The 17904-nt window shown below is 64.7% G+C and carries 9 protein-coding genes and 1 pseudogene; 7 read left to right on the top strand and 3 right to left on the bottom strand.

Annotated elements, in window-relative coordinates; genetic code table 11:
- Positions 1-34: 34 nt before the first annotated feature.
- Positions 35-1063: a DUF6461 domain-containing protein gene (locus tag ETD85_RS13335; RefSeq protein WP_138689992.1), complete on the top strand. Its 1029-nt coding sequence runs from the start codon at positions 35-37 to the stop codon at positions 1061-1063.
- A 7-nt stretch (positions 1064-1070) separates the two neighbouring features.
- On the opposite strand, the gene ETD85_RS13330 is transcribed toward ETD85_RS13335, so the two are convergent.
- A complete protein-coding gene (locus ETD85_RS13330) occupies positions 1071-1307 on the bottom strand; it encodes a hypothetical protein (protein WP_138689991.1) in 237 nt (78 codons plus the stop codon).
- A gap of 945 nt (positions 1308-2252) precedes the next feature.
- Here ETD85_RS13330 and ETD85_RS13325 point away from each other — a divergent pair.
- From ETD85_RS13325 to ETD85_RS13300, 6 genes and pseudogenes are all read left to right on the top strand, one after another.
- Positions 2253-3035: pseudogene (locus ETD85_RS13325) on the top strand (transposase family protein).
- Between the two features lie 263 nt (positions 3036-3298).
- Complete coding sequence (locus tag ETD85_RS13320; protein ID WP_138689990.1) at positions 3299-8359, top strand: LamG-like jellyroll fold domain-containing protein; 5061 nt, start codon at positions 3299-3301, stop codon at positions 8357-8359.
- A gap of 99 nt (positions 8360-8458) precedes the next feature.
- The gene (locus ETD85_RS13315; protein ID WP_138689989.1) at positions 8459-9523 is read left to right on the top strand and encodes a DUF6461 domain-containing protein; all 1065 of its coding nucleotides are present in this window, start codon (positions 8459-8461) and stop codon (positions 9521-9523) included.
- Positions 9524-10366: 843 nt separating this feature from the next.
- On the top strand, positions 10367-10939 hold the full coding sequence (locus ETD85_RS13310) for a hypothetical protein (protein ID WP_138689988.1): 573 nt from the start codon (positions 10367-10369) through the stop codon (positions 10937-10939).
- Complete coding sequence (locus tag ETD85_RS13305) at positions 10936-12978, top strand: DEAD/DEAH box helicase family protein (RefSeq protein WP_138689987.1); 2043 nt, start codon at positions 10936-10938, stop codon at positions 12976-12978. The genes ETD85_RS13310 and ETD85_RS13305 overlap by 4 nt, the downstream gene beginning before the upstream one ends.
- Complete coding sequence (locus tag ETD85_RS13300) at positions 12971-15157, top strand: stress protein (RefSeq protein ID WP_138689986.1); 2187 nt, start codon at positions 12971-12973, stop codon at positions 15155-15157. The genes ETD85_RS13305 and ETD85_RS13300 overlap by 8 nt, the downstream gene beginning before the upstream one ends.
- A gap of 613 nt (positions 15158-15770) precedes the next feature.
- On the opposite strand, the gene ETD85_RS13295 is transcribed toward ETD85_RS13300, so the two are convergent.
- Together ETD85_RS13295 and ETD85_RS13290 are read right to left on the bottom strand one after the other, a co-directional pair.
- Positions 15771-16583 (bottom strand): phosphoribosyltransferase, encoded by an 813-nt coding sequence (locus ETD85_RS13295; protein WP_138689985.1) that lies wholly within the window; start codon positions 16581-16583, stop codon positions 15771-15773.
- Positions 16584-16585: 2 nt separating this feature from the next.
- Positions 16586-17485 (bottom strand): DNA-processing protein DprA, encoded by a 900-nt coding sequence (locus ETD85_RS13290; protein WP_170246651.1) that lies wholly within the window; start codon positions 17483-17485, stop codon positions 16586-16588.
- Between the last annotated feature and the right edge of the window lie 419 nt (positions 17486-17904).

Here is a 17904-nt window from a genome sequence, read left to right as displayed (position 1 = left end):
ACGCCCGCCGGCCCCACATGATGGAGACCGCGGCATGAGGGAAGACGACTTCACCCATTACGAGGGACTCGTCTCCGCGTGGTTCTCCGATCCCACCTGTCTGACCTGGTGCGAGGCATCGGGGCTGGACGACGTGGCGCGAGCCTTCGGCGCCGACCTCGCCGAGGCCGAGTCTCTGAGCTTCGAGGACGCCCAGAGCGAGCAGTACAACGCGGACATCCCCGGCATCCTGCCCAGTCTCGTCGCCGGGACGATCGGCGACTGGACGCTGGTCGTCGAACCGAACGGGTGCGAGGGCGCACGACCCGAAGTGCTGAAGGCGTTGTCGGCCCGCGGGCGAGCGGTGAACGTGCTGCTCGACGGAGGTCAGTACGACCGGCTCAGCTACGCCGCCGCCGGGCGGTTGCTCGCCGTCCGGCTGACGTCCTCCCCGTCCCGCTCCGGCCACCTTCCGGGTGACGCTGACGCGGTTATCGACGCGGCCGGCACCGATGACGTCATCGGGCTCCAAGCCGCCACGCTCCTGGCGGCGGAGCACATCACCGGTGCCCGCCTCACGGAAGAGTGGCTGCTGGACGGCGGCCTCACGCGCCTGCTCGTCGAGAATCCGCTCCCCGACGACATCGTCCCCGATCAGTTACGCGACCACCGCGTACTGAACCGGCCCGAAGTACGGGCCATCCTCGATGACCTGTCGCCCGGCAAGGTGGCTCCCATCCGCTACCTGATGACGGAGGCGGTGGTCCAGGGTTCGCAGCTGTCGCACCCCGCAGTGGACGAGGCGCTGGAGTTCCTGCGCGGCGACGACGACGTCACCCGGCGGCGGGAGGTCCGCCGCCAGGTCGCCCTACTGCGCGACGACGTCGCACGAGAACCCGGCCCGGACTGGACGCCGCGCCGTGCGGCCGTGAAGGTGCTGATGGACGCGCTCGGAGACGACCTCACCGAATCCGCGGACGCGGTCGCGGGCCACGCCTACATGGGACATCTCACCGACGATCAAAAAGCTGTCGTCATCATCATGAAGCGGTGCCTGCAGCGCATCGGCCGCACCGCGCCCTGAACGCGCATCAGAGCTGGTGACCAGTGGCAGGGCCGGTCATCGACGCGATGTGCCTCTTACCGCTCGTCCCGTCGTCCAGGATGTAGGCCGGGCGGCGGTCGACGCGGCGACGGACCTCGTCGGTGCCAAAGTGGTAGCCGATGCGCCGGGTGGCCTCGGCCCAGTCCTCCATCGAGCGGACCGCTGACAGGGCCTCCACGACGAACGGATCGCTCCATCGTTCCTGGACGCGCTCCCACAACAAACAGCGGCCCCTCGGAAGGCGCCATTCGATGGAAGGGTGCCTTCCGGTGATGGCCATACTCCACGATTTAGTGCCGCGTGTCAGGGGTTGCGTCCACGGGAGTGGTGCACGAGCCCGCCCTGCCGGCGGCATCGCCCGGTTGGCTGAGCCCCGGCCCTCCACGGGAAGGATCTGGCATGGTGGCTGCCCGATCGCGATGGTCCGCGGCCAGGGCGTAGCCCAGGAGAGTGACGACGCCCTCAATGGCGATGACCGGTTGCCGTTCCGGGTTGTACGCACGTATTTGGCACGATCGATGGCTGCGTCGCCCGCGCGCGGAGACGGTCGTAGCGGGTTGTCGCTGCGTGGATGACCCGGAATCAGGGGTTGACCTGGGGAAATGTCTCCAAGATCATCCCCCGCATGTCCCCTGATCATGGTCGTACGGCTGCGTACGGGCACCGTCCGCTGCCTATCGAGGGTGGCGAAACAAAAGACCTGCGGCTGTGAAGCCGCAGGTCAGGGGCTATATATGGCGATCGAGGTGAGTGCCCCCGGCAGGATTCGAACCTGCGGCACCCGCTTTAGGAGAGCTCGACTCGTACGGAGCCAAGTATGTCTATTACTGAGCGATATGTGGCGGGCCGCTTGACCTACACCGGTTCCTGAACAACGACTTCCTATCACCCGTCACCTGACTACTGTTTGGCCTGGTCAGAGCGATATTCGTGGCGAGAGCCTCGCAAGGCGTACCCGCTCTGCCGATGCGGGTGTTCTCGTGAGGGGCAGCACCGCTGCAGTCGGCTCGCTCCGCGGTGACCTTGGCGTGCTGAGCTTGTAGACGGAAGCCTTCCGGCCTGATCGTGCAGGTCAGCAGGGCCGGCGCCGGGACCGGCTGGCATAAGAAGAGTCTCTCGGTAAGACGGCAATCCGACCAAGATTCGATGCCTCTACCGGAGAGCCTCGTTGCTGTCTTACTCCGCCGCGATTCCGCTGTCCAATCACGCCCTGATCCGCCTGGCCGGGCTGATTCCCGCCCGGCGTGTCGAGCACCACTGCCGGTGGCGGCGCCTTAACCCGTCTCGGCAAGCCCTGCTGGTCCTGGCCCACCTGCGCAACGGCGACACCTAAGGGCGCCTGGCCGCGGGCTTCGCCATCGGCACCAGCACCCGCCTGGCGCTACGTCCATGAGGCCGCCGACCTGCTCGTCATGCTTGCCGACGATGTCCACGCTACCGTCTCATACGCCGGCCGGTTGGCCTACGTCATCCTGGACGGCACACTGGTCCCGATCGACCGGCTGGCCGACGAACGGCCGTACTACCCCGGTAAACATCGACGCCACGGCGTGAACGTGCAGGTTCTGGCCGATCCGGCCGGCCGAATCGTCTGGGACTCACCTGCGCTGCCCGGTGCCACGCATGACCTGACCTGAGCGCGTGCCACCGGCCTGATCGCCGCGCTGACCCCCGCGGGGTGGAGACCTTCGCCGACAAGGGATTTCAAGGCGCGGCCGATGGCACCCGCACGCCCTTCGCAGGCCATCGGCTGCGGCCGCCCTGTCCCGCCATCAGCGCTCGATAACCGCGCGCATGCTCGTATCCGAGCCTGTGGGGCACGCGCCGTTGCCGCCTGGAAGACCTGGAAGGTCCTGGCTCGGCTGCGCTGCCCACCCGCGCCGTGCCTCTACCATCGTGCAGGCCATCCACGTCCGGCAGCTCATCGAAGATGACCCGCTACTCAGGGTGAAAGTGCTCATTGATCGGCTCGTAACCACCATTCCAGCGATCAAGACCGGATAAGGCATCGCGTCACGATATGTCTGGAGACCGACGGTCACAGGAGTGCCGGCAACCCCGCTGGCTGCGACAGCGGTAGGACAGCTGTGGGCCGAGAGCGGATCACGGTGACCACGGAGCATCGCGTTCCCGATACTGATGACGATCTTTACTTTCAGCTAAGCCGTATGTGACGATCAAGTCGTTTTACTACATCTGTTCGAAAGGTTGTGAGTGAACACACGACGATCGGCATCCGGCTTATCCACCCGGACGCGCCGCCGCGCTGCCCTGATCGCGACTCTGATGATGCCGCTCTCACTCATGAGCGCGCCCGCGATCGCAGAGGGTCCCACGCCGCCGCCCACCCTGTCCCCCGTATCCACGACACCGCCAGGCGCTACCTCGGATCCCGGGCTCAAAACCGCCTGGGACAAGGCCGCCAAGACCGGCAAACCCGTCGAGGTTCCCTCCCGCTTCACCGAGACCATGAAGGTCTGGGCCAACCCCGACGGCAAGAACATGCGAGCCGAGCTGCACACCCGGCCCGTTCAGCTCAAGAACCCGGCCAGCGGGGCCTGGGAACCCATCGACACCAGCGTCGTCAGCCGCGACGGCAAGCTCCAGGCAGCCCGGGTCAAGACCCCGCTGACCTTCGGCGGGCGCGGCGCTAAGCACTTGGTGTCTGCGGCCGATAAGCACGGTGAGATCGGCCTGAGCGTGACTCGCGCGTTGCCGGAACCCAAGGTCTCCGGCAACGCGGTCGCCTATCCCGACGCCGTGGCACCGGGGGCGGACCTGGTGGTGCTGGCCCAAGCCGACGGCTTTATCTCCCAGGTGGTCTTCCGGCAGCGGCCGACCGGCCCGGTGACCGTACGGCTGCCGCTCACTCTGCCCGAGGGCACCACCTTCGGCGAAACCCCGCAGGGGTTGCCGCAGCTCAAGGACGCCAAGGGCAAGGCCAAGGCCGCGCCGATCGTGCTGACCGCGACGGACGCCAAGGTGGAGGCCGCGCCCGAGCAGGGCAGGACTTCCTCCGTCAAGGCGCAGGTCGAGACCACCGGTAAGACGTCAGAGCTGGTGTTCTCTCCGGATGAGAAGTTCCTGGCCGACCCCGCGGTAACCTACCCAGTGACCGTCGCCGCCTCCTCCATATGGTTCGGCGGTGGCGCTCCCGACGATGCCTGGATCAGCAAGAACGACCCCTACAACAACAACTCCGCAGCCGGGTACCTTCGCGCGGGCACCACCTCCACCAGCGCGGACATTGCCCGCGCGTACATGAAGTTCGACACCACCGACCCGGTGCTGCAGGGTGCCACCGTCAACGACGCGGACCTGCGGATGTGGAACTACAAATCCGGCGGCCCCAACGGGCAGCTGTGCGGGGAGACCATGGGCGTGGGAATCCGGGCCGCGCGCGTCACCTCCGACTGGACCCTGGACGGCACGATCGACAGCCTGGACTGGTACAACCAGCCTTCGAGCACGGCCCCGGAGACGGTGAACTACTCCGGCTACAACTACGACGCCGACCCCGCCAGCTGGTGCGCCAAGGACGAGGAACTCTTCTACGAGGTCACCGCCATGACCCGCGCCTGGATTCAGCAAGGCGTGCCCAACCACGGGATCGTGCTGAAGGCCGCCAGCGAGACCGCCGCGATCAACTGGCGCCAGTACTATTCCAGCCAATTCGGCGGCGGCGCTCCTTACCCGGGCTATCGTCACCCACCTGCCCTCATCATCGACTACACGCCCGCGCAAGTCTCCCGTACGATGACGATCCGGATGGGTGCACCGCTCAGTGAGCAGCCAACGTACGACGAGGTGATCGCCAGCCGTCGGTCCTCCAGTTCGATGCCGGTCGTCCCTGACCTGAGCGAAGACCAGAACATGGATCGCAGGGTGTCGTCCGGCAAGGTGGTGCTCCACAACTCCAGCCTCGGCTACGAGCCGCCCGAGGATGCGACCGAGGAAGAATGGCTACGAGACCTCGATCTGTCCGATCAAGGTGACGAATCTAACGGCCCCGCGCCTGTGCCGGGGCTGGTAGCGGGCTACGGCATGGATGAGGGTACCGGCGTCAGTGTGGCCGACTCCTCCGGACAGAACAACACCGGCACCGGTACCAGTACCACCGTGGTGGACGGCAAATACGGTAAGGCGCTCTCGTTCGACGGGACATCCAGCTGGGTCACCGTGCCCGACACCGCGTCGCTGCGTCTAACGACCGGCATGACGCTGTCGGCCTGGGTAAATCCGGCCAGCGTGGCAAACTGGCGCAGCGTGGTGGGCAAGGAACTGGGCACCGGCGGCGTCTCCTACACCTTGTACGCCTCCAACGGCGCGGCTCCCAGCGGCTGGGCGCAGGACGCACCCGGAAGCTCTGCAACGGTCGATGGAATGTCGCCGTTGTCGGTGAACACCTGGAGCCATCTGGCGCTCACCTACGACGGCGCCGCGCTACGGCTGTTCGTCAACGGCCAGCAGGTGGCCCAGACCGATTTCAGTGGCAGCTTGTACAGCGACGGCAGCCCACTTCGGATCGGCGGCAACCAGATCTGGCGTGAGTACTTCCACGGCCTGATCGACGAAGTGCGCGTCTACAACCGCGCACAGAGCGCTGCCGAGATCCAGACCGACATGAACACCCCCCTTAGCCAGCCGCAACCGCCCGACACCCAGGCCCCAACCGCGCCCGGCTCGCTCGCCGCGACGGGCGGCCCCAACTCGGCGTCCCTGACCTGGACGGCCGCAACCGACAACGTGGACGTGATGGGCTACACGATTCACCGGTCCACGACGCCCGGCTTCACCCCGTCGAGCGCCAACCAGGTCGGCTCCGCCGAGGGCACCTCGTTCCTGGACCCGGGGCTGACCGCGGGTACGTACTACTACCAGGTGCGCGCCGTCGATGCAGCCGGCAACATGGGGCCCGCGTCGGCCGAGGCATCGGCCACGGCGACCGAGCCGCCCGCGAACGAGGGCCTGATGGCGGCATACGGCATGAACGAGGGTTCGGGCACGACCGTGGGTGACGCCTCCGGGCATAACAACACTGGAGCGGCCACCGATACCACCTGGACGACCGGTAAGCACGGCAACGCCCTGTCCTTCAACGGCCTCTCCAGCTGGGTCACTGTCCCGCACGACGAGTCACTGCGCTTGATGAACACACTGACATTCTCGGCATGGGTCCGGCCGGTGACAGTGGACGGCTGGCGCACCGTGCTGTGGAAAGAGAACGCTGATGATGCCTCCTACGGACTGTACTCATCTGTCGACGATGTTCCGCTGGGGACCCTGCAAAACGCCACCACCACCAAGTCAGTGGTAGGCGATGATCCGCTGCCATTGAACCAATGGAGCCACCTGGCCGTCACCTATGACGGCACGATCGTCACCCTGTACCTCAACGGTACCCAGATCGACCAGACACCGATGACCGGCAACCTCCGCGACGACGGCGGCGTGCTGCACCTCGGCGGCAACGCGGTATGGGACGAGGAGTTCTACAGCGGCCTGATCGACGAGGTGCGCATCTACAACCGTGTCCAGACCGCGACCGAGATCCAGGCCGACATGAACACCCCCATCGGTGCTGCGGCGGCGCCGAGTGGGGCGGCGCAGGCGCATGCCAGCGTGGATGACCTCGGCACCGGGATAGAGAAGCTGGCGGTGGACGGCAGTCGCACAGCGGGCGGCGTCACCGTCACCTCTACTCTCACCCCCCGCCTGAGCACCTGGGTGGCTGCTGGGCGCGACGCTGAGGCCAAAGTCGACGTGGAAATCGCCCGTACGCCTGCCAAACACACCAAGCTCACAAAGACGTCCAAGACGACCGAAGGTGAGCACTTGATCTGGTCGGGCAGCGCGAGCCTCACTGCTGGTTCGGTCGCTAGCGTCCAGATCCCTGAGGGAAAGCTCGCTGACGGGTCGACAGTGCGCTGGCGCGCCCGGACAACCATCGGCACGGTTCCTGGTGCTTGGTCATCATGGCAAGTCCTGAAGGTTGACTTGTCCGCGCCTACGGAGTCTGCCCCCGCCAAGACGACGCAGAAGGCCGTACAGCAGGCCAACGCCGGCCGCACCTTCAACTACAGGCGGATAGAGCAGGAGGATTGCCAGGACGAGATCGTGAAGCAATATGGGGCGCTCGGCGCGGGCATGTACGCGAATACGCATAACATGTGCATGGTGTTCTGGATGGATGGTCCCATCTACCAGGACAAGGAGCGCACGAAATGGCTGGGGAAGTGGAAAGCACGTGTGACCATGGTGGCTCATAGCTACGTGGGATCGACCAGACCCAATATGGCCGCTCGGGGGAAGCCCGGTCTCACCAGCAGGCAATTCAACGTCTGGGCGCGCGTTGACACCGTCACCTGCTCGGCACAGCCCAACTACTGCAATCCAAGAATCAGAATCGGGCTGCAGAACAACACCGGGCAGCTCAGTAGCTGCATGGTGACCAACCCGGACGGTATCGAAAAGACTCTGCAGCAGTGGAAAGACGGCGGCGACACCGGATGGCAACTCACCAGCAAAGAGCCGATTCACGTGGGTGGTCCGGCGAAGAAGTCATGGTGCGGTGTAGGGCCGTGGGTCAAGTCGCCCGACGTCGACGACAAGGACGACTACTTCTACCCGCTCGAAGAACCCTATCTGGTACGGTGCGACAGTTCGACGTTCTATAAGTACTACACTGGCGCATGCATCATGTGGGACCCCATCCCGGTGTTCGTGCTCGACGGCGCCAAAGACACCAAGGTGGTCGAGACGGCGCGGCACGTCCGCAAGGCTCTCGACGCCCCGCAATCGACACTCCCCGCCGCACCGGCCGGCCAGACAAAGTCCATACCTGGGCGATTCAATCCGAACGACCCCACGTGCAGGCGAGGTGCGTACGAATCGGGCTGTCTGTGGCGTACCACAAACGAGTCTCTGAATAGTACGAACCGCACTGAGGCTCAAAGAGCGTGCCGCAGGGTGAACGGCGGCGAATGGAGAAAGCCGCTCAGTTGCGACGAGTATCCGATGGCCGCTACCTATCAGGGCGTCAGCCGGGCCGGCATCAACTACTCCGTCAGCCTGCATGACTACGATGACAACTGCAAGGCGGGCCTGCGCCTGAAAAACTTCAACGTATACAATCGACTCCTTGACATGGACCCGTTCTGGGTATGGGCCACACTCCCCGGCGAACCCCCGTACGCCGGCCTGGACGATATTCCTCCGCCGGTCGAAGGAGTAGCGGCGTCATGCCAAGCAGATGAGATAGAACCGACGTTGTAGCAAGGGCAATGGGTAGGCCCGTGAGGCGCATCAGGTCCGGCCTGGCCGGTCTGATGCGCCTCGCGGGCCTTCTCGCGACACAAGCGGGAGCATGGTCAGATGGATGACGACGATTCGGCCGTGGCAGCCGATGACGTGTGGGAATTGCTCGACGAGGCCATCTGCGTCACGTGGGTTCGTGGAGCCGAACTCGAGTACGTCGTTCGGGCCTTCAACGGCGAGCCCGCCGACGCAGTCCGAGGCCAGGTCACCAGTGTCGGCAACCATCTGGCGCTCCGGTCGGCCGACGAGCCAGAACCAGTGGTCCTGCTGCGCAGGCAAGGCGAATGGATCATCGTCCTGGAACCGGACAGCACCATCGGCGCGCGCAATGACGTCCTGCTCGATGCCTGCGGCTCCGGAGAGGGGCTCAACCTGACCTGGTGCGTCAACGCGAGCCTCTCCTACGTCACCCATTCGGCGATCGCCGTGACCTTCGACCCCGCGGGCATGGGTGACGACCAGGAGGGTCTCGACGACGCCCGCCGATGGAGCAGGTCCCTGGGGATCGATGACGGAGACTGGCGCACCTCGTGGAAGGCTGCGGCCTTCGCCCTCGTCGAGGCGGTCACCGGCATCGAGACCGACGACACCTGGATGGACGCGGTGTGGACGCCCGTCCGGATAAGCCCGTCCCGTCCTGCTCGTCAGGGCGCCGTTCGGCTGCCGTACGCGGACATGCGGGAACTTCTCACCCGGGCACCGCAGATTCGCGACATCGTCGACCACCCCGGGCGGGAGCAGGTGCCCAGGATGCTGCGGATGTTCATCGCCATCGGCCTGTCCACCGCCGACGTGCGCACCCCCCTCACCGAGGCGGTCTTGGCCGCCATCGATGCCAGACCGCCGGAAGCGGAGATCGAGCTCCTTGTCCAGCGGCTGCGGACCCTGTCCGACGAGTACGACCGGCAGATCGGCACAGCTGGCACGCAGGCACAGGTGGACGACCTGCACCGCAAGCGCAACGCACTGTCGGCCGCCATCGCCGCGCTGGGTCTCGACCCCCTGGATGCCTTCCCCCAGGTGGCCAGCCTCACCTGGGGCCTCGGCCTACTCCGGAACAACGACGATTATCTGAGTCTCGAAGTATTGAACATCTGCTACAGGCACATCGTCTCTACCTGAACCTTTGCCTGCAGGCGGGGTCGGGACTCGGTACTGAGCCTTCTCGTGCGCCCAGCACAGCAGGGAGGCGGCCTGAGCAGGTTGTCGGGCGCTCGGATGGCCCACTACTCTGTTTGACCTGGGGAAACGCTTTCAAGACCATCCCGCATATATCCCCTGATCATGGTCTTACGACTGCATGCGGGCACCGTCCGCTGCCTATCAAGGGCGCAAAATAAAACGACCTGCGGCTGTGAAACAGCAGGTCAGGAGCCTGAAATGCCGATCTAGGTGAGCGCCCCCGGCAGGATTCGAACCTGCGGCACCCGCTTAGGATAGCTCGAGTCGTTTCGAGTCCAACATGTCTCCTGATGGGCGATATGGGTTGCTGCTCACTGTACATTGGCACCTCGGCAAGGACCTCCCATCGCCCATCGTTTGAGGGCCGTTTGGCCTGGTCAAAACGATACTCGCGGCCGGATCCTTCCGAGACGTTCCCGCTCTTCAGATGCGGGTCTCTGTAGGAATCGGCGCGCTCAGCCCGCGTCTCCAAGAGGCGTTGTGGAAGGTCTGGGGTGGGGATGGGGTCGCCAGGCGCGAGATGGAGTGGATGGCTCGTTCGCCTCTCGGCCGAAATGCCGTATGTCAACCGTACTGTCTGTGTTCACCCCCTTGATGGCCGAGATCGGACGATGTCGCATAGAAGCCGCCGCCCAACATCACACTGGACGCAGGGTCACGCAAACGCACTTTTGGCCGGCGGGGCCGCCGCCGTAACACTCGACGCTTTCCAGGCGATGATCTCCTCGCTGACTGTGCATGCGCAGGTGGAGGGGGCGACCGGTGGCACGGTGGTACACGCGGATGGCGGACATCTTAGGCATAGGGTTCACCGGCAGCCCTGACATCGACCGCTCCCGGCTGCCGGATGCTCATGTACGGCCTCGCCAGGAGCGCGGTTCCCGGTACCTGTACTGGCCGACCCCGGAGGGCGGAACCAGCGCTTCCCCGGCCCACCGCCGCGCCTTCGCCGACACCAAACACATGGACACGAACGGGCTCGTTCGCTGGGTGTGGGAAGGAGTGGAACTTCCGGGCATCGCGTCGGACTACCACTTCCTCTTGCAAGGCGCCATCAAGCAGTTGTGGTCGCGGCGCCGATCGGCGCCTGAGGGGCTGCAGTTCGTTGAGGTGTTCGCCGCCCTCGACCTCGGCCTGATAGAGGCGGTCCCGCATGCTGTCGCGATCGATGAAGCGGATCCGGCACAAGGGTTTGCTCGGCTCGCGTCGGTGGAGGTCTGGATGAAGCTTCTGGAGACCGAGGGCGCGCTTCGCGACGCCGTGGCGGTGAGCCGCCGGGCCCAGCGGTTCGGGGAGAGTTACCGGCGCGCGGACTTGGAGGCGAAAGTGGCCGCACTCGACGCAGAGGGGCGATGAAGGTGGCCCGTCTGGTCGATCTGATCCGGGGCGACTCTTTTCTTGAGAACGCCTTCGTCAAGTGGGTGCTCAGCTTCGCAGCGACCAAGGGAATCGCACAGCACGTGAGCGGGCAGCACCCGGTGGCGGCCGATGGCCATGATTATCGCCTGGACTTCCTGCTGACGGGGTCACGACTGCGTGTTGCGATCGAACTGGACGGGTTCGCGTACCACAGCGACAGGACGGCTTTCCTGCACGACAGGATTCGGCAGAATCACCTGGTCGGGTTGCGCTATACCGTGCTGCGGTTCTCGTACGAGATGATCCGCCGAAACACCAGGTTGTGCGTCGAGCAGCTCCAGCGCGTTCTGCGTGACGACCCTCTCTTGGCTACATACCTCATCGCGCAGCCCATCGTTCCGATCCCTGACGATATGGGCACGACGCCACTGGCGATCATCACGCCCCCCGCCCGGCCACAGGTGGTCGAGCGGAGCTATTTCGACCAGGTACGGGAGCGCCTGACTCTGGAGCCGTTGCGCCAATGCCAGAGCGAGGCCATTGTGGCGCTGGCCAACTACTACCGGCGGGGGCAGGTCAACGCCGCCTGTGTGATGTCCGTGGGTGCCGGCAAGACGGCGCTGGGCGTCGCCGCCACGCTTGCCTTCGCCCGGCGGCGGGCGCTGATCGTCACACCAGGGCGTGTGATCAGAGGCACCTTCGCCCGGGCGCTTGACGCGTCGATGGCGGGCAACGTGCTGTTCACGCTTCCGGGTGGCCCTCTCATCGCTGGCCTCCGGCCGCCCGTCGTCGAGGTGCTCGACCGAGCACAGGGCGCCATCCGCGCCGTTTCCCGGGAACGCCTGCTGCGCGCCGAAGTAATTGTCACGAACTTTCACTCTCTCGGTGAGAGCGGGCTGCTCGGCAAGCTCGCCCCGGACGACATCGACTTCATCGTGATCGATGAGGCGCACATCGCGGCCGCAGAGTCGTACCGGCGGCTCTTCGCGCATTTCCCGCATGCCCGCCGGCTGCTGATGTCGGCCTGCTTCAGCCGCGGTGACGGACGGCCGGTGACCGCTGACGTGGTCTATCGCTACCGGCTGATCGATTCGATCGCGGACGGGCACGCCAAGCACCTGCGCGCACAGCGATTCAGCCCGGAGGTGGGACAGACGGAGTACGAGATCGTCTGGCCGGACGGCCTTCGCGAGCGCGTCGTCGGCAAGGACGCTTTGCTGGAGGTTCTGGAAGACGAGCGCAAGGTCGCGCAGATCACCGCGACCTCGGAGGAACCGATACGCAAGGTGATGGAGTGTGTTTGTAGGTGCCTGGAGGTCCAGATCCGGGCCCTCGCGCCCCTCCGTCCCCGGGTGTTGTTCGCTGCGCTGGGCAAACGGCACGCGGAGCAGATCGCACGCATCGCAAACGCCCATGGCATCGCCGCCAGTGTGCTTCACCACTCCATGTCCGACTCCGAGATCGCCGCGGTCAGGGCCCGCTACGAAGGCGAGGCGGGGACGCTGCAAGCGGTAGTGCAGATGAAGATGCTCGGCCAGGGCTACGACCTGCCACCCATCGCCATCGTGGTCCCGATGCGGCCATACGGCAGTTTTGGCGAGTTCTACCAGCTTGTGGGGCGCGGCATCCGGGTCGTACAGCATCCTGAACTCCGCGCGCGGCGCCAGGAACAGCATCTCGACCTGGTGTATCACGGAGAGCTCGGCCTTGATGAACACCTCGAGACCCTACGGGCCGAGAACGACATGGATCCCCGGCCGCCCGATGCCGACGACTTTGGCGACGCGCCGGTTCCTGATCGTGGCGGCAGCTCGCCGGGTGGGTGGCCGTCTGAGGATCGGGTGCAGGCCAGCGTCCTCCATGAGGAGGGAAACACACGAGAGCAGTTCCTGCACACGCCGATGAGCATTGAGGCTCGCGTGGAGGAGCGGCGGCTGCATGCGATGGCCCAGGCCTACGCCAAATATGTGGCGCAAACATCGGAACCACGACCATTCGAGCAGTTCGTGGCGGTCATGAGGAGCACTCATGGGTGAGCACCCATTCGCATCCGAGCTCGCGACGGCGGATCCCGACCAGTTCCTGCGGCTGGAACGTGACACCGGCCGGAGCTCGAGGTTCGCGGAGATCGATCAGTTGGTGGCGAACGTACTTGTGACCGCTCTTGCGGGTCACCGCCCGATATCCGTTGTCGCAGGACCGAAAGGTTCCAAGAACAGCGACACACTGGCCCTGAACAGCCTGACCCGACAGGAACAGGCCCTCGTGCGGGAGACGTACAACCTCTCCACGCAGCAGCAAAGAGGCGCTTGGTACCTGACCGAGCAGCTGTCCCTCAAGGCGGGCGTACTCAACCTGCCCGCGAACCTCCGCCACCATCCCTGGCATGCCATCACGCTCGCCACCGACGAGGTGGCCCGCGTGCATCTCGGTGCCGCACCGGATGCCCTGGCGGCATGGTCGCTGCTCATTCCCTTGTTTGACGACCTCATGGCGCCGATCACGGTCCGGGCGACAGGCTCAACGAAGCCGGGCTCTGAGCAGGAGGAGACTTGGGCCCAGATCACGGCCAAGTACGCAGCCATGGGCCTGGCCCTCACCTCGCAGAGCCGCGTCTTCGCCTATGGTGCGGGCTGGAGCCACCTCGATCGTGGGGGGCAGGTACGGGCCAGACTCGTCCTGCTCGATGAGCTGACCCGAGCCGATCCGCTTCAGGTGGCCGCACGATTCCGCGCCGCACGCATCCAGGCGCTGATCAGCGCCACGGTGAAGAAGTCGCGGAGCGGGACACCGCTGGCGCGCACGGTGCTCACCAAGGCCCTTCAGCCGGTGTTGAGCGCCTACTTCGGTGGTGACTGGCTGTCCTACCTGGACTATGTGGAGATGCCGCCAGGGCCGGGCGAGGAGATCGTCACCGCTCTGCCGGAGACGAAGTTGTTTGTCGGAGGGTCAGCCAAGGCCGAAGCCGTCGCGGCTCAGCAGGGTATCGACGTCAGCGATGTTGAGGCCATGCTCGCGGCCTTCCTAGGCCAGGGGAGCTCCGTATCTCCCGTGGAGCAGCGCGTCGATGTCCTGCGGCGATGGTGGTCGCAATTCGACGTTGTCCATGCCCACCAGGCACCCGGTATGCACCCGTTGTGGGGTCTGATCGAGGACGGCCCGTATGCGATCAAGGCCGGATTCGGACCCATCCGGCAGCTCTACCGCTGGCTCCTGTCACCAGATCTGGTGGAGGAAGTGGATCGCCTCTGGGACGGCGTCATCCTGCCGCGCTGGCCGGAGACGATCGTAAGCGAGCCCTACCCGCACAGGCTCATGGCCGAGACCCTGGGCATCGCCGCCACGTTCTGGCACGGTGTCGCGCTCACGGCCTGGTTCGTCTGTGAGGGCCCGACCTCCCGCACCACCCTTCCGGGCTTGCGCTCCTACTACCGCCGCCACCTGAACGAACTTGAACAGGCCGGTACGCCCATCCACCTCAGCCTCTTCGACGAACTCGAACATGCCGAGCGCTACCTCGGGGAGCCACAGCCGGTGTATTCACACCAGCAGAACGCGAACGCGGGCCGAACGGGCATCTCCACGGGCGTCGTCATCGGCGAGCGCCGTGCCGGCTTCGAAATACTGAAGGACATCATCACGCGTCATCGGCAGGGATGGAGCCATCGGTACCTGGCCGAATATCTCGAACACCGATGGAAGAGCGAGTTGACCGAGGTCTCCTACGAGCTGAACAGGTTCGTCGCCGCCTATGGCAGGCTCCCGACGTACAAGCAGTTCGCGCGGTTCGCTGGCACGGCGGCCAATCACTGGTTCAACGGGGATCTGGCCAGCCTCTACGCGGCCATCGGGGAACGAGCACCAGCCACGTCACGGCGAATCGATCTCCTTCCCGGCGCTGCGCACGATTTCGTCGACGCCGTCTACGCCGCTCTGGGCGGGTTGCCGTTCGATGAGGTCATGAAGAATCCGGGGTCGCCGCTCGCGAACTCGTGCCGTCAGAAAGCCCACCTGGCCGCGGCCAGTGTTACCTACCTTCAGATCGCCGAGGCCCTGGGGCGCGCACCTGAGATCAAAGAATTCGGGGGAGATCGTCACGAATGGGATTGGGCCGGCGGCCACGAGCACGGATGGCCCGTGTATCAACAAGCCATCGAACAGGTGCTCATGCAGAACGGTGCAGGTGGAAATCTTCCTGGGCGTCCACATCGCTGAGCGGCCTCAGAGAGTTCGCCAGCCCGCCGTACGCGATCACATACTCATCGTCGAAGCGTGCATGAGTCTTGCTCGCGGCGTGGGAGAATCGCATTTCAGAGGTTTCCTTTGACTGCGGTGGCTGGAAGCGTAGAGAACTCCCATCCTCCCAGATCGGAGGGCACCTCGTTTCATTTCACTGCCGCTACGTCAGATTCGAATCCGTGGATCCAGGCTCAGAAACCCTGACGCCGTGAGCTTGATCGGTAGGAAGTTGAACGCCGAACTCGGTCCGCCGGCCCGATAGGTGCCGGAGGACCGGCGGAAGGTACGATCTGTGGTCGTCAAGGGCTCAACCTCATGTGCGACGGGACGAAATCCACGACGGCGTTACAGTGCTTTCGCAGCCGTACTACGAATGACGCTACAGTCCACCGCCGACAATTAGGCTCGCTCTGTGGACGGGGTGATTTATCCGCTGCTACGGAGTTTCGGACGAGCTTCCATTTCGGCGAGCTGTCCGGCCTTAGTCCAGCCATCCAGAACAGACAGAGGACGTCGCTAACATTGGCAACAAGGGCAGCTTTGCCGAGCCGACTGGTCAGCCGCTGTGGCAACTCGCATGGATACAGTCCTAGGCAGTGCGGTCGGCTGATGGAGCGCACAGGCAGCAACGCTCGAAGCTGAACCTTTCGCTCTCAGCCTGCTCCCAGATGCGGGCGCGGTGTGGGTTGAATCCCGGCTTGATCAACCTGGCGACTACCAGGGCTACTACGATGTCTGCCCCCGCTTGGTACAGCGCCGACGCAGCGCTTTGTATATGTGCGCCGGACACGAAGAGATCATCGAGCAGCAACACCTTCGCGTGGTTGAGACGGTTGATCGGCTCGGTTGGCTGGAAGGCATCCGGGTGGGAGCACCGTTCAGCGAGTATCGGCGTGCACTCGTAGTTGGGGCGAAGGGTTGGCTGGTAGAGGTGCTGCAGAGCGCCGACGTGTGTAGCGATCTCCGACATCGGGATGTGAGCCCTGGCCGGCGGGTCGGGGTGAGTGCTGGGGATGGTCGTCACCAGCGTGAAAGGGCCGCCTGCCTGCTCGCTGAGGCATGAGGCGTGCGCCTCGTAGAAGCGGGCGATCGTGGCGGCGAGCACAGTGCTGCGCTTCGTCCTGCCTTTCGACGTGACCAAGCTTCGCTTGCGGGCAACGACCGCGTATAACGCCCCCTCGCCATCGTCTTGCACGCATAACGAGATGGGCACTACCTGCTTGGCGTGGCGGTACAGTCCTCGGGTGGTGCGATCGCAACTGGAACAAATCCACCATGGCTCTTTGGTAATTGGAGCGTCGTTCGGCCCCGTATGGCAGATCCGGCAGACTCCAGGGCCCTCTGCCGGGACATTCCGGTACACGTGGATGATTCGCTCGGTAACCGCCCGGGCGTCACCCATGATCAGAAAATGGTCGATTGCCGGGTCATATCTATGAGATTGACGACCTGAGTAGAGAGGTCGTCAATGTCCTGGACGGCAGTGATGCCTCCCCGGAACCCCAGCCTGGCAACCCATGGCTGTTCTTGCTGAAGCCGCTGAGGTACGAACACATGCTTGCCCTGTTTGAGTGCTACCTCTGTTTGAGCCGCCGCAACGCCGTCTTCATGTCCGTCGGCAACGAACACGGCCTCAGCTAAGCCGCTGGTCACGATGCGCGACAGCATGATCGTCTCGTCCGTGGTGGAGGCGTTTGGCCAGAACTGGGAGACCAGTGCTCCGCTTGCAGCTATCTCCTTGGCCACAGTGGCGTTTTCAGGGCGGGGTGGCACCGAGATGCCATGATCCAGAGCCGCGATTGTGCGGCCACCCGCGGCGAGGGCGGCCTCGTGGACAACCGCGTCCACGGCGGACGCCAGGCCTGCCACGAGGGTCAGGCCAGTGCGGGCGAGAGCGGTAGCCGCCTCGCTTGCTTGAGCGTCGGCGTGCTCCCCGTCGCCGACGATGGTCACGGCCCGATCGTCGTCAGCTTGCAACTGCCCACGAATCCACAAGAAGGGTTGCAGGTTGGGCGCAAAATCGAGGTTGCTCGGATACTTCTCTTCCAGAACTGTGATCAGTTGTGTGTCTTGGTCTGTGGTGGCCGCGATGAGCCTTTCGGCCCAGCCCATGTCGTCAGGGTCAAGGCGGGCGACCAGAGCGGTGGCTCGAGCAAGGTACTCCTCTCGGAGATGTGCGAAGTCGCCGGCGGTGAGTCGCGCTGCGCTGCCGTGGGACTGGACGAGGCGAGAGATGTGATGCCAGGGCCCGTCTGTCGTCTTGACGAGGGCGAGTATCGCGATCTGCTCGTGGAGTATGGACATGTTCCTCACCATCTGGTGCCGGAGAAGCGTACGTTGACGGGCGCTTAGAGAAGACGGCCAGCTTCACCGATGCGTTTGCCGTGCTGTCCGTGCCTCCTCTGGTGCCTGCTGTCCTGGGTTGAGGCGGGCATGGTGTGGACGCTTCCATCGTGACGGGAGTGAAGTGATCGAGTCATCGGAACTAGCGGATGGTCATGCCATTCCGCCTTAGCTTGTTCTTATCGTCCAGATTGTTGTTCTGAGCGGCGGGTTGATCGTTTCACGGACAGCAAAATGGCCTTGAGTGATCATGTGGAGTTGGCCCGGTTTGGTGGACACCTGATCTCTGGGGAACCCTGGTTCCCGGAAGAAGGAGTCTGCTGTGCCGAACAACTATCCGCCGGAGTTTCGCCGGCAGATGGTGGAGCTGGTGCGCGCGG

The sequence above is a fragment of the Nonomuraea zeae genome, assembly GCF_005889725.1.
Classification (GTDB): domain Bacteria; phylum Actinomycetota; class Actinomycetes; order Streptosporangiales; family Streptosporangiaceae; genus Nonomuraea; species Nonomuraea zeae.
Note: the sequence above shows the minus strand (reverse complement) of the source record. Positions and strands in the feature narration are given on the sequence as shown.